We start from the raw sequence: 13814 nt of genomic DNA on the forward strand, positions 1-13814 counted from the left end.
CGGAAGAGAGGGGTGCCAACTGCCAGCCGCAATACAAAAAGGGCTTGCATGTTGCCATGCAAGCCCTTCGTATTTGGTAGGCCGTGCGGGATTCGAACCTGCGACCAACGGATTAAAAGTCCGCTGCTCTACCAGCTGAGCTAACGACCCAAAAACTTCTTACTGCAACTTCAGTACTGCATGCAACGATGCTGCATTCATGCTGAACCACCGCATTAAAAAAGGACTGCCTCGCGGTAGTCCTTGAATACAACATGCTGCGGTATTCGTGGTAGGCCGTGCGGGATTCGAACCTGCGACCAACGGATTAAAAGTCCGCTGCTCTACCAGCTGAGCTAACGACCCGAAAGACCGCCATTATAGGGAGCCGACCCTGGACTGTCAAATCGTTGCACTGATTTAACAGCTGGCCGGCCAAGCCCTTACAACATCTATTTCAACGCAGCCAGACGCTGACGCGCTGTTTGCGCCGCGTTCGAGTCCGGATACTGCGCAATCAGGGTTTCCAACGTCTTCCTGGCGGCCGCCTTGTCCTTCAACTCGGTGTGGCAGCTGGCGATGTTGAGCATCGCGTCAGGCGCTTTCGGGTTGTCGGCATAACGGCTTACCACCACCTGCTGCGCCGCGATCGCGCCGCGGTAGTCGCGCTCGGCATACAGCGCATTGCCCAGCCAGTACTGGGCCGAAGCCGCATAGCCGGACTGCGGATAGCTGCGCAGGAAGGTGGAGAAGGACTGGCCGGCGCCCTTGTAGTCGCCGCCCTTGAACTGGGCCAGCGCGGCGTCGTAGGACTGCTGCTCGGACTGCTGCACATCGACCTCGCGGCCATCCACCGTCATGCGCTGCGGCTCGACCTTGCGCAGCCGGCCGTCGAGGTCGGCGTAGAAATCCTTCTGCCGCCGCTGCTCGTTGGCCAGCTCGTTGGTGAGCACCTCGATCTGTCCGCGCAGCCGCGCGATCTCGCCGCGCAGCTGTTCGTTCTGGCTTGCCAGGTCGAGACTGGTGGTCTTGTCGGCCTTGCCGTCGACGCGGGCATTGACCGCGTCGATGCGGGCGCGAATGTCGAGGATGGCGCGGCGTGCTTCATCGTCGTCAAACAGGCCGGCATGCGCCCGCAGCGGCGCAGTGAGCGCAGCCGCGGTGACAGCCAGCGCCAGTGCGGATCTGATCAGGGTGCGCATGGCGATCAGTAGGCGATGTCAGCGCGGCGATTCTCAGCCCATGCGGCTTCGTCGCTGCCCAGTGCCTTCGGCTTTTCCTTGCCGAAGGAGACGGCTTCCATCTGGCTTTCCTGCACGCCCAACAGCGCCAGTGCGCGACGCACGGCTTCGGCGCGCTTCTGGCCCAGCGCCAGGTTGTACTCGCGGCCACCGCGCTCGTCGGTGTTGCCCTGGATGACGATCTGGCGCGATTTGTTGGCGTTGAGGTAGCGGGCGTGGGCATCCAGCACCGGCTTGAACTCGTCCTTGACGCTGTAGCTGTCGAGGTCGAAGTAGATGCTGCGCTTGGCCAGCACGCCTTGCGGGTCGTTCAGCGGGTCCATGCCGGAACGGGTGGCGTTGACGGTGCCGACGCTGCGCGGATCGGCGTTTTGGCCAGTGGTGCTGCCGGTGCGGTCTTCAACGGCGGCCTTGTCGTCGAGCTTGACGGGCGACGAGCAGGCTGCGACCAGCATGGCGCTGGTCAGCATGAGGGCGAGGATTTTTGGGCTGCGCATGGGTAGTTCTCCTGTTTGGGTGATCGGATTAATTCATGAAGGGGCCCCAGTTGGGCTCCCGGATATCGCCTGCCTGGGTGGTAACACGTTGCTTGATTCGGCCATCGACCGAAACCACCGCCAGCGTGCCGCGCCGTCCGCCCGATTCGGTGGCATACATGATGTATTTGCCGTTGGGCGAGAAGCTGGGCGATTCATCCTTGGTGGTATCCGACAGGCGCAGTTCCTGGTTGTTGGTCAGGTCCAGCACGTACAGCTGGAAGCGGCCGTCGCGGCGCGAGATATAGGCCAGCGACTTGCCGTCCGGCGAGATGCGCGGACTGATGTTGTAACTGCCGGTGAAGGTTACCCGCTGCGCATTGCCGCCAGTGGCAGGCATGCGGTAGATCTGCGGACCGCCGCTGCGGTCGCTGGTGAAATAGATCGACTTGCCGTCGGCCGAGAATTGCGGCTCGGTGTCGATGCCGTCGGTATTGGTCAGGCGCTGCAGGTTGCTGCCGTCGGCATTGACGGTATAGACCTGGGTCAGTCCGTTGCGCGCCAGCGCGATCGCGATCTTGCTGCCGTCCGGCGACCAGGAAGGCGCCGAGTTGCTGCCCTTGAAGTTGGCCACCACGGTGCGCTGGCGGGTCACCAGGTTCTGCACGTAGACCACCGGCTTCTTGTTCTCGAACGAGACATAGGCAACCCGGGTGCCGTCCGGCGACCAGGCCGGCGAGATGATGGGCTCGTTCGAGCGCAGCGCCACGTTCACGCCTTCGCCGTCGGCGTCGGCCACTTCGAGCCGGTATTCATTGCCGACCTTGGTCACATAGGCGACCCGGGTGGCGAAGGCGCCGCGCACGCCGACCAGCTTTTCATATATGTCGTCGGCGATCTTGTGGCCGGTCACGCGGGTGAACTGCGGCTGCGCGGCCAGGGCCAGCGCGGAGAGCTGGCTGGACTTCAGGGTGTCGAGCAGGCGATAGCGCACATCGAAGCGGCCGTCGGCCAGGCGCTGCACACTGCCCACCACCAGTGCCTCGGCGCCGCGCGACTTCCATTCGCCGTAGTTGATCTGGGCGGCATCCGACATCACGCCGGCATCCATCACCTTGAACATGCCGCTGCGTTCGAGATCGGCCTTGATGATGGCGCTGACCTGCTGCGGCGCGATGCCTTCATCGGCGAAGCCGGCCACGGCGATCGGGATCTGCTGCGCGCCGACGCCGGCGATTTCCACCCGCAACTGGGCATGCACCTGAGTCGTCGCGCCGGTAAGCAGGGCAGCCACAGCGACCGCGTGTACGAGTAATTTCTTGATCATGGCTTACTGGTCCTTCGGTTTGTGGGAGACGGTAAAGCCCGACGGTGCGCGTCCGGAACTGTCGGGCGGGAAGGGCTGCGACTTCTCGATGGCGCGCTTGACCGCCTCGTCGAAGCCGGGCACGCCCGAGCTCTTGACCTTGCGGATGCTGCGCACCGAGCCGTCCGGCAGCAGGTCGACCGAGTACTCGACAGCCGGGTTGTTGGTCAGTTCGTCCGGCACATTGAACACGGTGTTGGAGCGGATCTTGCCGCCAACCTTGGCCGCATAGCCGGCATCGGCCCGCGATGCGCCCTGCGACTTCGCCGCCTGGCCGCTGCCGCCGGAACCGGTTGCCTGCGCCGTCATGCGCGACAGGTCTTCCAGGCGGCGCTGTTCCGCCGCGGCCGCTTCCGCTGCGGCTTCGGCACGCTTCTTCTTCTCGGCTTCGGCCAGCTTGCGCTTCTTATCAGCTTCGGCCAGTTCGCGCTTCTTCTCTTCCTCGGCGGCGCGCTTCTTCTCGGCTTCGGCCTGCAGCTTGCGCTCGCGCTCGGCTTCGGCGCGGCGTTCCTTTTCCGCTTCCAGGCGTTTTTCCTTTTCGGCTTCGGCCTTGGCAAGCTCCTTCTTGCGGGCCTGTTCCTGTTCCTTTTCCTTCTTCAGTGCCAGCTTCTTCTGTTCTTCGCGTTCACGTTCGCGTTCCTCGCGCTCCTCTTCCAGACGACGCTCGCGCTCCTTCTCCAGGCGCTTCTTCTTTTCCTGTTCCAGCGCAATGTCCGGGTTGGGCACCGGTTTCTCCACCGGCTTTTCAACCACCGGCGCCGGCGGCGGCTTGGGCGCTTCCGCCACGCGCGGCGCCGGTTGCGGCGGCGGAGGTGGCGGTGGCTGCTCGGGTTCCGGCTCCGGTTGCGGCTTGGGCGCGGCCTGCTGCGCCTGCGGGTTCCAGATCTCCGCCTCGACCGCCACCGGCGTCTCGTTTTGCCAGCGCACGCCTATCCATAACAGCGCAACCAGCGCCAGATGCACCAGCACCGCCAGCGCGAATGCGCGGCCGCCGCCGGGTTCCTTGGGTATGGTGTAGGGTGTTGCCTTGTCGTTCATGGACGTGTTGACAGTGTTAGCGGGTGGCCAGGCCGACGCGCTCGAAGCCGATCTTCTTGGCCTCGGACACCATCTGGATCACTTCATCGTATTTGATGTTCTTGTCGGCGGCGATCATGATCGCCATCTGGTCGTTCTCGGCATGCATCGCCTTCAGGCGCCGCACCAGTTCGGCCCGGCTCGACACGGTCTGCTGCGAGCCCGCGCTCTTTCCTCCGGTGATGCCGATGCTGGCCGCCTCGTCCGGCTTCAGCGAGATCTGGATGTACTCCGGCGGCGGCAGCGCCGACTTGCCGGCGGTGGGCAGGTTGATGATGCTCGGGTTGACCATGGGCGCGGCGGCCATGAAGATCACCAGCAGCACCAGCATCACGTCGATATACGGCACGACGTTGATCTCGGACTTGAACTTGCGCGAACGGCCGCCGCGCATGCTTGAGTTGGCCATCAGCGCGCCTGCCTCTGCAGTATGTTGGAAAACTCTTCGATGAAGGTTTCGAAGCGGATCGCCAGGCGGTCGATGTCATGGGAATAGCGGTTGTAGGCCACCACCGCCGGAATCGCCGCGAACAGGCCGATCGCAGTCGCGATCAGCGCTTCGGCAATGCCCGGCGCCACCGTTGCCAGCGTAGCCTGCTGCACATTGCCCAGGCCGCGAAAGGCATTCATGATGCCCCACACCGTGCCGAACAGGCCAACGTAGGGCGAGACCGAACCGACCGAGGCCAGGAAGGCCAGGTGCGACTCCAGTGCATCCATCTCGCGCTGGTAGGCTGCGCGCATCGCGCGGCGGGCGCCTTCCAGCGGGCCGGCGCCCTGTGCATCGGCCCGCGAGCCGATCGCGCGCGCCTTGTTGAACTCGCTCATGCCGGATTCGAAGATGCGCTCCAGCGCGCCGCTGTCGTTCTTGTACTGCCGGCGCGACGAGGTGGCGTCCTGGTACAGCGCGTCCAGGTTGCCGCCCGACCAGAACAGCCGCTCGAATTCATCGGTCTGGGCGCGTGCGTTGCGGATCGCGAACATCTTGCGGAAGATGTAGGTCCAGCTCATTGCCGAGACGGCCAGCAGCAGCGCCATCACGAGCTGCACCAGAATCGATGCGTTGGAAATCAGGTGGAGAAAAGACAGGTCTGCGGTGGGGGTCATGGAATCGGCTTGTCGGTAAAACGAATTCAGTCTGGTTAGGCGCGGCGGCGTTCAACACGGCACATGGCGTTGAAGGCGGCACTGGCGGAGTCGGTCATGCGGCACCGTCCGTGATCCGGTCATATACTTGCGCCGGTATCGCGCCGGGGCGCAGGGTATTGGTGTCAACGCAACCGACCTTGATCCGGCCGGTGCTGAGCAGTTCGGGCCCGGCCGGCGTGGCGCGCCAGGCTTCCTGGAAAAACTGCACCGACGCGCGGCCCAGCCGCTCCACCTTCACGCTGACCGTCAATTCATCATCCAGCCGCGCCGGCGCATGGTAGTCCACCGCGGTGCTGCGCACAACAAACATCACGCCATGGGCCTGCGCCAGTTGTTGCTGTTCCACACCAGCCGCGCGCAGCCATTCGGTGCGCGCCCGTTCAAAGAACTTCAGGTAATTGGCATAGAAAACAATGCCGCCCGTGTCGGTATCTTCGTAATAGACGCGTATCGTCCAGGTGAACTGTGCTGCGGTCATCGAACGACTTTCGGAACTTTCCTTTGTGAAATGCGCCTATGTTGCGGCGCAAACATTCTACTACTGCTTGCGTTTGACGGTAAGTGCCGAAAAGCCTTGGCAAGTCGGCATCATCTCGATCACGTTGATATTGACATGCCTGGGCAGGTTTGCGATCCAGTAGGCGGTTTCAGCGATGTCGGCGGCGGTGAGCGGCTCGGTGCCTTCGTACACCTTGGCGGCGGCGGCATCGTCGCCGCGGAAACGCACATTGGAAAACTCGGTGCCGCCGCCCAGGCCGGGCGCGATATTGGTTGCGCGTACGCCGGTGCCGACCAGGTCGGCGCGCAAGTTCAGCGTGAACTGGTCGACGAAGGCCTTGGTGGCGCCGTAGACATTGCCGCCCGGGTAAGGATAGGCGCCGGCCAGCGAACCGATGTTGATGATCAGGCCGCTGCCGCGCGCCACCATCTGCGGCAGCACGCGCCGCGTCATCCTCACCAGGCCCTTGCAGTTGGTGTCTATCATGGTTTCCCACTCGTCCAGCGAGGCGTTGTGCGCCAGTTCCACGCCCAGCGCGAGGCCGGCATTGTTGACCAGTACATCGATCTCCTTCCAGTCCGCCGGCAGCGCGGCCAGCGCGGCATCGATGGAATCCTTGCTGGTCACATCCATTTCAACCGGCAGCAGAGCGGCGCCGAGTTCGCCGGCGAGCGCGTCCAGTCGTTCCCTGCGGCGGCCGGCCGCAATCACCCTGTGGCCATGTGCAACGAATTTACGCGCCATTTCCGCGCCAAAGCCGGCGGTTGCGCCAGTAACCAGAACAATCATGGAGATCCCAAATGGTGGATGAACAAGGCGAAAAGCGGAAATTGTAGCTGAAAGGTCTGGCAGCCGCAGGTGCGGCGCCGCACCAATCTTGCTCAAAATGAGCCATTAATCTACAATGCGCGGACCATTTCGTCTCACGTGACTGGCGAAAAGCCGGAACTCTGCATCCGGCGCAAGGTGGGCATCCACCGGGAAGCGTGAGATTTCAATAGCCGTGCGCCTGGGCAGCCAAGATGGTAAGTAGATTGAGGCTGCCGTCATTCCCCCTGCATTCCGGCCGGCCTTCATCCCATCGCATCGTTGCTGTCCGCCCCCATCGATTGGAGTACTCCATGTTTGCCAAAGACCACACCATCGCCAAAGTCGATCCTGAACTCTGGTCCGCCATCCAGCTCGAAAACACCCGCCAGCAGGAACACATCGAGCTGATCGCCTCCGAAAACTATACCTCGCCCGCGGTGATGGAAGCCCAGGGCAGCCAGCTCACCAACAAGTACGCGGAAGGCTATCCCGGCAAGCGCTACTACGGCGGCTGCGAGTACGTCGACGTGGCCGAGACCCTGGCCATCAACCGCCTGAAGGAACTGTTCGGCGCCGAAGCCGCCAACGTGCAGCCCAATTCCGGCTCCCAGGCCAACCAGGGCGTGTTCTTCGCGATGCTGAAGCCCGGCGACACCATCATGGGCATGTCGCTGGCCGAAGGCGGCCACCTGACCCACGGCATGGCGCTGAACATGTCCGGCAAATGGTTCAACGTCGTGTCCTACGGCCTGAACGAGAAGGAAGAGATCGATTACGAGGCGATGGAGCGGCTGGCCCGCGAGCACAAGCCGAAGATGATCATCGCCGGCGCTTCCGCCTACGCGCTGCGCATCGATTTCGAGCGCTTCGCCAAGATCGCCAGGGAAGTCGGCGCCTACTTCATGGTCGACATGGCCCACTATGCCGGCCTGATCGCCGCCGGCGTGTACCCGAACCCGGTGCCGCATGCCGACTTCGTGACCTCCACCACCCACAAGTCGCTGCGCGGCCCGCGCGGCGGCGTGATCCTGATGAAGGCCGAGCACGAGAAGGCCATCAATTCGGCGATCTTCCCCGGCATCCAGGGCGGCCCGCTGATGCATGTCATCGCCGGCAAGGCGGTGGCGTTCAAGGAAGCGCTGAGCCCGGAATTCAAGGCTTACCAGCAGCAGGTGGTGAAGAATGCCGCGGCGCTGGCCAACACGCTGATCGAGCGCGGCCTGCGCATCGTCTCCGGACGCACCGAGTCGCACGTGATGCTGGTCGACTTGCGCGCCAAGAAGATCACCGGCAAGGAAGCCGAAGCCATCCTCGGTTCGGCTCACATCACCTGCAACAAGAACGCGATTCCGAACGATCCGGAGAAGCCATTCGTCACTTCCGGCATCCGCCTGGGCAGCCCGGCGATGACCACCCGCGGTTTCGGCGAGGCCGAGGCAGTCAAGGTCGGCAACCTGATCGCCGACGTGCTCGACAATCCGCATGACGCCGCCACCATCGAGCGCGTCAAGGCCGAGGTGAAGAAGCTGACCGACGCCTTCCCGGTCTACGCGGCCTGATCGCGGGGCGCCATCGCGGCGCATTCCGCCTGCCGGTTGCACGAGCCGACAGGCGGCCCTTATACTCGTTGCCAATTCTCCAATGGCTGTCGCTTCCGGTGCCCGCTCATGAAATGTCCTTTCTGCCAGCACGAAGACACGCAAGTCCTCGACACCAGGGTGTCCGAGGAAGGCGACAGCATCCGCCGCAGGCGGCGCTGCAATTACTGCGAAAAGCGCTTCACCACCTATGAACGGGTGGAACTGGCAATGCCGGTCATCGTCAAGAAAAACGGCAGCCGTACCGATTTCGAACCCGCCAAGCTGCGCGCTTCCATGATGCTGGCCTTGCGCAAGCGGCCGGTGCCCGCCGACGCGGTGGACACGGCCATCCAGCACATTGAAGAGAAGCTGCGTTCCAGCGGCCAGCGCGAAATTCCGTCCGGCCAGGTCGGCGAACTCGTCATGGCCGAATTGCAGCGTTTGGACAAGATTGCCTACATACGCTTCGCTTCGGTGTACCGCAGTTTTCAGGATGTCGCCGAATTTCGCGATGTGATCGCGGAAATCGACCCCGACCGCAAGAAGCCCCAGAAATAGTCCGTAGCCCGGAAGTCCGTTCACAGAAGTCGCTGTTTATCCGCCTGTCTCGCTGCGCGTGCCCATCGGGTCGCAGTCCGGAACGGTGTTTGCCTGACCTTTCCAGCCTGAGCCGGACGGTCGCAAGAACACTGCCCACGCCTTTCGTCTCGCATGTCCCATCCCGCCGCCCTGCGGCTGGCGGGCTATTGCCGGAGTTTGCGACCATGGGAAATACTGCGCGCGGCTTTACCCTGATCGAAGTGCTGATCGTGCTGTGCCTGCTGTCGCTGGGTGCGTTGAGCCTGCTTGAACTGCAATGGCGCTCGCTGCACGCTACCCGGCAGTCGGCGCTGCATGGCGTGGCAATGCAGCTGGCGGTCGACATGGCTGAACGCCTGCGCGCCGGCGCAGCGCCCGATGCGGCCGAACAGGCGGCCTGGCAGGCCCAGGTTGCCGCGGCGCTTCCTGCCGGCCGGGCACTGATCTGCCAGGATGCCGCGCCCTGGGACGAGGCGGCCGGCGCCTATCGATGGGCCTGCGGCGGCGAGCCGAGCAGCCCGCAGGTGGTCAAGCTGGGCTGGCGCAGTGGAGCCGACGGCGCTGCGCCGTATCCAGGCGTGGTGATCGTCGTCGCGCCGGCGCAGCCATGAAGCGCGCGCTGCGCCGGCATGCGGCCGGCCTGTCCCTGCCTGAACTGATGGTGGCGCTGGCCATCGGCATGATGCTGGTGCTGGCTTCCATTTCCCTGTTGCTGGCCGTGCGCAGTGCCTACCTGCTGCATGACGACCGGGCCCGGCTGGAAGAGAACGGCCGCTTCGCGCTGGAACTGATCAGCCGGGCGGTGCGGCAGGCCGGCTACCGCGACTGGGGCGCGGCCGGCAGCGGTGCGACGGCGCTGCAGCCCGTCACCGGGCTGGACGCAAGGTCGCTCAGGGATGCCGCAGACGGCATAGCCGGTCCGTACGGCAGCACCGTCAATGGCAGCGACGTGCTGGCCTTGCGCTTCGAGGGCAGCGGGGAGGGCAGCGGCGATGGCGCGATCCAGAACTGCGCCGGCGCGGCCGTCGGCGCCGATGGCGGGCAAGGCGGCTGGAGCATTTTCTACATCGCCAATGACGCCGGCGGCGAACCGGAGCTGCGCTGCAAATACCGCGGTCCCGGCGGCTGGAAGTCCGACGCGCTGGTGCGCGGCATCGAGGGCTTCCAGGTGCTGTACGGCATGGAGACGCAGGCCGGCGCTGCCCCGGACCGCTTCGTCAGCGCCACCGCCGTGCAGGCGCAGGCCGGCGCCTGGCAGGCTGTGGGCGCGGTCAGGATCGCATTGCTGGCGCGTGGCACGCAGGCCGACGCGGGCGGCGCCGGCAGCTACGCGCTCTTCGGTGCGGCCTATGACGGCAGCGCCGATCCCGGCACGGTGATCCAGGTGTCCCGGCTTCCCGCCGCCAGCCGCAGATTGTTGCGCCGGATCTACGGCGCCACCGTGTACCTGCGCAATCGCGGCCAGGAGGCGCCATGAGCCGTGCTGCCGGCAGCGCGCTGCTGATGTGCCTCCTGGTGATGGTGGTGGCGCTGATGCTGGGCCTGTCTGGCGCCCGCATTGCGCTGCAGGAAGAGCGGGCGGCGCGCAACGACCGAGACCGCAAGACGGCCTTCCAGGCAGCCGAAGCCGCCTTGCTCGACGCTCAGCGCGATATCGAACAGCCAGCCGGCGCCAGTCCGCGCGCCGCGCTGCTGGCTTCGGCCGCGCCAGCCTTCCCGGCTGGCTGCGGCACCGGCGCCGCCAATCCGCTACTGGGCTTGTGCGCCGGGCAGGACATCGCGCCGGCCTGGCTTGCCGTCGACTTCCGCGATGAGGGCGAAGCCACGATGCGCAGCATTGCGTATGGACGCTTCACCGGCCAGGCCATGCCGGCCGGCGGTGGCGCACTGCCGGCCCGCCGGCCGCGCTACCTGATCGAAGCCTATCCCGACCGCCGCGCCGGCAGCAGCGCCGACCTGGCCGGCGCCGGCACGCTTTATCGCATCAGCGCCGTCGGTTTCGGCGCCCAGGAGGATACCCGGGTGCTGCTGCAGGCCTGGTACCGGCGTGCAGGGGGAGGCTGACATGCGATGCGCATTGCCGGTCATCCTGTTGCTGCTGCCCGGACTGGCGGCAGCCGCGCCCTCGCTCGACCTGGCCAATGCCGCGCAACTGGCACGGGCCGGCGCCTGCGCTGCCAGCGGCATCGATCCGGCCGCGACCGCGCTCTATCAGGCGATCGCCCGCGACTCGGGCATGGACGGCAGCCTGAAAAAATATGCGCTGGCGCGTGACCAGGCCGGACGGCCCATGGCCGCCGACGTGCCGGCATGGGATGCCGCCGCCCTGCTGGAAGGCCGCGATCCTGCGATGCGCGCGCTCTACACCGGCCAGCGTGACGGTAACCGCTTGCGCACCATTGCCCTTGACTGGACCATGCTGGACCCGGCCGGCCAGTCGCTGCTGTCAACCGGCGCCGACGGCGTGGCCGACGACGGGGGCGCCAGCCGGGTGGCCTACCTGCGCGGCGAGCGGGCACTGGAAGCCGGTTCCCGGCAAGGCCCATTCCGGCGCCGCGCGAGCCTCCTGGGCGCGACGGTGGTCGGCGCGCCGCTGTTCGTGGGGGCGCCGCCGCCGGCAGGCGCCGATCCGCGCTATCCGGCATTCCTGGCAGCGTACGCAAGCCGGCCGGCCGCGGTCTATCTGCAGGCCAACGACGGCATGCTGCACGGCTTCGACGCGGCCAGCGGCAATGAACTGTTTGCCTACCTGCCGCTGGCGCTGCGGCCGCAATGGCCGCGCTTGCCCACGTCGGCCCACGCCGCCAGTCCGTATGCCGAAGGCGGCCTGGCCGCCGGCAATGCGCTGGTGCGAGGCGCCTGGAAAACCGTGCTGGCCGGCGGCCTCGGCGGCGGTGCGCAGGGCGTGTTCGCGCTTGATGTCAGCAATCCGGCGCGCTTTGCCGGCGGCGATGGCGTGCTGTTGGAGTTCACCGACAGCGACGATCCCGATATCGGCAATGTCTTTCAGCCGCCGGCACTAGCGCGCTTTCGCACCGGCGCCGGGCAATATGGCGACTTCATCGTGGCCGCGTCCGGCTACAACAGCCAACGCGCCGACGGCGATGGGCGTTCGAATCAGGCCGGGCCGGGCGCGCTGTTCCTGCTTTCGCTCGACAAGGACCCCGTCGCGCCATGGCAGCAGAACCGCAACTACTTCAAGTTCCTGCTGCCCGCCGGCAGCGCCGCGCTGCCCAATGGCCTGGCGCAGCCGGCACTGATTCCGGACGTCGATGGCATCGTGCGGCTGGCCTATGCGGGCGATTTGCAGGGCAGGCTGTGGCGGCTCGATTTCAGCGCCGGCCAACCGCCCTGGCCACAGGCCACCGCTTCCGGCCAGCCGCTGTTCGTCGCCGCCGATGCGAGCGGCCGGCATCAGCCGATCACCAGCGCGCCGCGTGCCCTTTATCGTGGCGACGGCGGCTTGCTGCTGCTGTTCGGCACCGGCCGGTTGCTGGAAGCCGACGATGCGCGGGACAAGTCGGTGCAGTCGCTTTACGGTGTGGCGGACGCGCAGGCTCCAGCCGCATCGACCCTGACGCGTGCCGACCTGGCCGTGCGCAAGCTGGTTACGGACAAGGCAGGAGCCTACCGCCTCGATGGCGGCACCAGCACTGCTGCCGGCTGGCTGCTCGATTTTCCGGTTCCCGGCGAGCGCATGCTTGTCAGCCCCTTGATCGAAGACGGCGTGGCGACCATCGCCACCATGCTGCCCGGCGCTTCCGCGTGCGGGTCCAGCGCCAGCCTGTATCTGCTGAATGCGCAGAACGGCCTGTCGCCGCCCGGCATCCCGGCGCCCTGGCTGGCCGTGCCGATGCAGGCGGCACGGACGCTGAACGTCGTCGCCGAACGCCGGCCGGCATTGCCGGGGCAGGCGGAAGGGGGCGGCAGTGGCACCGGCACAGTGGAAACGCGCCATACGGTCATCGGAGGCAAAGCCGGCGGCCAGCCGGCGCCGTCCATCGTGCGCAGGTCGCGCGCCGGTCGCCTGGGCTGGCGCGAGGTCGTGGACTGGGAGGCCATGCGCAATGCGGCATCGCAAAGACAATAGGGCTGACGTTCACGCCCTGCTAGGCCATACGCTGCTGGAAGTGCTGGTGACGCTGGCGATTTGCGCGGCGCTCGCGGCTGTCGGCGCCGCGAGCTGGCAGAGCCTGGCGCGCAGCCAGCGCCGGGCCGAGGCCAGGGCGGCATTGCTGATGCTGATGCAGCAGCAGGAGCGCCATTTTTCGCGCCATGGCCGCTACCACGCCTTCGACGCCGCGGCGCCCGGCTCCTTCAAATTTCACTCTGGCGCCAGCCCGGCCGACAGCGCCTATACCCTCAGCGCCACTGCCTGCGAAGGCGAAAGCCTTGAGCGCTGCGTGAGCGTCGCCGCCCGTCCGGGCGGCCCCGGCGCGCGCGCCAACCATGCCGACCCCGACTGCGGCGTGCTGCGGCTCGATAGCCGTGGCCGGCGACTGGCCGATGGCAGGCTGCCCGCCTGCTGGCCATGAACCGGCGCGCCGGCCATACGCTGCTGGAGATGCTCTGCGTGCTGGCGGTCGCGGCGCTGTTGCTGGGCATGGCGGCGCCCGCGCTGCAGGCGCTGCTGCAGCGGCTAAGGCTCACGACCACCGTCAATGATTTCTTCGCCGCCGTGACGCTGACCCGCTCCGAAGCCCTGCGTCGCGGCGCTCCGGTGGTGCTGCTGGCTACGGGCACTGGCTGGGACAGCGGCTGGATGGTGCTGGTCGACCGCAATGGCAACCTGCGGCCCGATGCGGGCGAGGATATCGTCGCCAGCCACGGTCCGCCGCCGGCCGGCATTGCCATCAGCAGCAACTTCAACGACGACCGCCTGCCTTATCTGGCCTATGGCGCCAATGGCCGCAGCCGCACCAGCGCCGGCGGCACGCAGGCCGGCGCCTGGGACTTCAGCGCCGGCGATCTCCGGCGCAGGATCATTGTCAACCTGCTCGGCCGTCCGCGCGCCTGCAACCCGGAACGCGACAAGTCGAATTGCTAGAATAGCCGCCT

The 13814-nt window shown here is 66.1% G+C and carries 16 protein-coding genes, 2 tRNA genes and 1 riboswitch; of the genes, 8 read left to right on the forward strand and 10 right to left on the reverse strand.

Annotated features, from left to right (window positions below; all coding sequences use genetic code 11):
• Positions 1-74 precede the first annotated feature (74 nt).
• The 10 genes from IGW04_RS02875 to IGW04_RS02920 form a co-directional block, all read right to left on the reverse strand.
• Positions 75-150, reverse strand: a tRNA-Lys gene (locus tag IGW04_RS02875).
• A gap of 119 nt (positions 151-269) precedes the next feature.
• A tRNA-Lys gene (locus tag IGW04_RS02880) sits at positions 270-345 on the reverse strand.
• Positions 346-431: 86 nt separating this feature from the next.
• Complete coding sequence (gene ybgF / locus IGW04_RS02885) at positions 432-1181, reverse strand: tol-pal system protein YbgF (protein WP_194711522.1); 750 nt, start codon at positions 1179-1181, stop codon at positions 432-434.
• 5 nt (positions 1182-1186) lie between these two features.
• On the reverse strand, positions 1187-1717 hold the full coding sequence (gene pal / locus IGW04_RS02890) for a peptidoglycan-associated lipoprotein Pal (protein ID WP_194711523.1): 531 nt from the start codon (positions 1715-1717) through the stop codon (positions 1187-1189).
• Between the two features lie 28 nt (positions 1718-1745).
• On the reverse strand, positions 1746-3023 hold the full coding sequence (gene tolB, locus IGW04_RS02895; protein WP_194711524.1) for a Tol-Pal system beta propeller repeat protein TolB: 1278 nt from the start codon (positions 3021-3023) through the stop codon (positions 1746-1748).
• A 3-nt stretch (positions 3024-3026) separates the two neighbouring features.
• The gene (gene tolA / locus IGW04_RS02900; protein WP_194711525.1) at positions 3027-4100 is read right to left on the reverse strand and encodes a cell envelope integrity protein TolA; all 1074 of its coding nucleotides are present in this window, start codon (positions 4098-4100) and stop codon (positions 3027-3029) included.
• A 16-nt stretch (positions 4101-4116) separates the two neighbouring features.
• Positions 4117-4548: an ExbD/TolR family protein gene (locus tag IGW04_RS02905; RefSeq protein WP_194711526.1), complete on the reverse strand. Its 432-nt coding sequence runs from the start codon at positions 4546-4548 to the stop codon at positions 4117-4119.
• Positions 4548-5246 (reverse strand): protein TolQ, encoded by a 699-nt coding sequence (gene tolQ / locus IGW04_RS02910; RefSeq protein WP_194711527.1) that lies wholly within the window; start codon positions 5244-5246, stop codon positions 4548-4550. The genes IGW04_RS02905 and tolQ overlap by 1 nt, the downstream gene beginning before the upstream one ends.
• Positions 5247-5340: 94 nt before the next feature.
• The gene (ybgC, locus tag IGW04_RS02915; RefSeq protein WP_194711528.1) at positions 5341-5766 is read right to left on the reverse strand and encodes a tol-pal system-associated acyl-CoA thioesterase; all 426 of its coding nucleotides are present in this window, start codon (positions 5764-5766) and stop codon (positions 5341-5343) included.
• Positions 5767-5826: 60 nt separating this feature from the next.
• Positions 5827-6576, reverse strand: a complete 750-nt coding sequence (locus tag IGW04_RS02920; protein WP_194711529.1) for an SDR family NAD(P)-dependent oxidoreductase — start codon at positions 6574-6576, stop codon at positions 5827-5829.
• Positions 6577-6704: 128 nt separating this feature from the next.
• Positions 6705-6809, forward strand: a riboswitch (ZMP/ZTP riboswitch).
• A 99-nt stretch (positions 6810-6908) separates the two neighbouring features.
• Here IGW04_RS02920 and glyA point away from each other — a divergent pair.
• The 8 genes from glyA (at position 6909) to IGW04_RS02960 (ending at position 13803) form a co-directional block, all read left to right on the forward strand.
• A complete protein-coding gene (gene glyA, locus IGW04_RS02925) occupies positions 6909-8156 on the forward strand; it encodes a serine hydroxymethyltransferase (protein WP_194711530.1) in 1248 nt (415 codons plus the stop codon).
• A gap of 108 nt (positions 8157-8264) precedes the next feature.
• Positions 8265-8735 carry a transcriptional regulator NrdR gene (gene nrdR / locus IGW04_RS02930; protein ID WP_194711531.1) on the forward strand — a complete coding sequence of 157 codons (471 nt, stop codon included), beginning with the start codon at positions 8265-8267 and terminating at the stop codon, positions 8733-8735.
• Between the two features lie 206 nt (positions 8736-8941).
• Positions 8942-9367 carry a type IV pilus modification protein PilV gene (gene pilV, locus IGW04_RS02935; protein ID WP_194711532.1) on the forward strand — a complete coding sequence of 142 codons (426 nt, stop codon included), beginning with the start codon at positions 8942-8944 and terminating at the stop codon, positions 9365-9367.
• Positions 9364-10233, forward strand: coding sequence for a PilW family protein (locus IGW04_RS02940; protein ID WP_194711533.1), 870 nt, complete (start codon positions 9364-9366; stop codon positions 10231-10233). The genes pilV and IGW04_RS02940 overlap by 4 nt, the downstream gene beginning before the upstream one ends.
• Positions 10230-10820, forward strand: coding sequence for a pilus assembly PilX family protein (locus tag IGW04_RS02945; protein WP_194711534.1), 591 nt, complete (start codon positions 10230-10232; stop codon positions 10818-10820). Before IGW04_RS02940 ends, IGW04_RS02945 begins: the two co-directional genes overlap by 4 nt.
• 1 nt (position 10821) lies before the next feature.
• Positions 10822-12846: a pilus assembly protein gene (locus IGW04_RS02950; protein ID WP_194711535.1), complete on the forward strand. Its 2025-nt coding sequence runs from the start codon at positions 10822-10824 to the stop codon at positions 12844-12846.
• Positions 12824-13291, forward strand: coding sequence for a type IV pilin protein (locus IGW04_RS02955; RefSeq protein ID WP_194711536.1), 468 nt, complete (start codon positions 12824-12826; stop codon positions 13289-13291). Before IGW04_RS02950 ends, IGW04_RS02955 begins: the two co-directional genes overlap by 23 nt.
• Positions 13288-13803 (forward strand): GspH/FimT family pseudopilin, encoded by a 516-nt coding sequence (locus IGW04_RS02960; protein WP_194711537.1) that lies wholly within the window; start codon positions 13288-13290, stop codon positions 13801-13803. The genes IGW04_RS02955 and IGW04_RS02960 overlap by 4 nt, the downstream gene beginning before the upstream one ends.
• Positions 13804-13814 lie beyond the last annotated feature (11 nt).

The sequence above is a fragment of the Noviherbaspirillum soli genome, from assembly GCF_015352955.1.
GTDB lineage: Bacteria > Pseudomonadota > Gammaproteobacteria > Burkholderiales > Burkholderiaceae_D > Noviherbaspirillum_A > Noviherbaspirillum_A soli.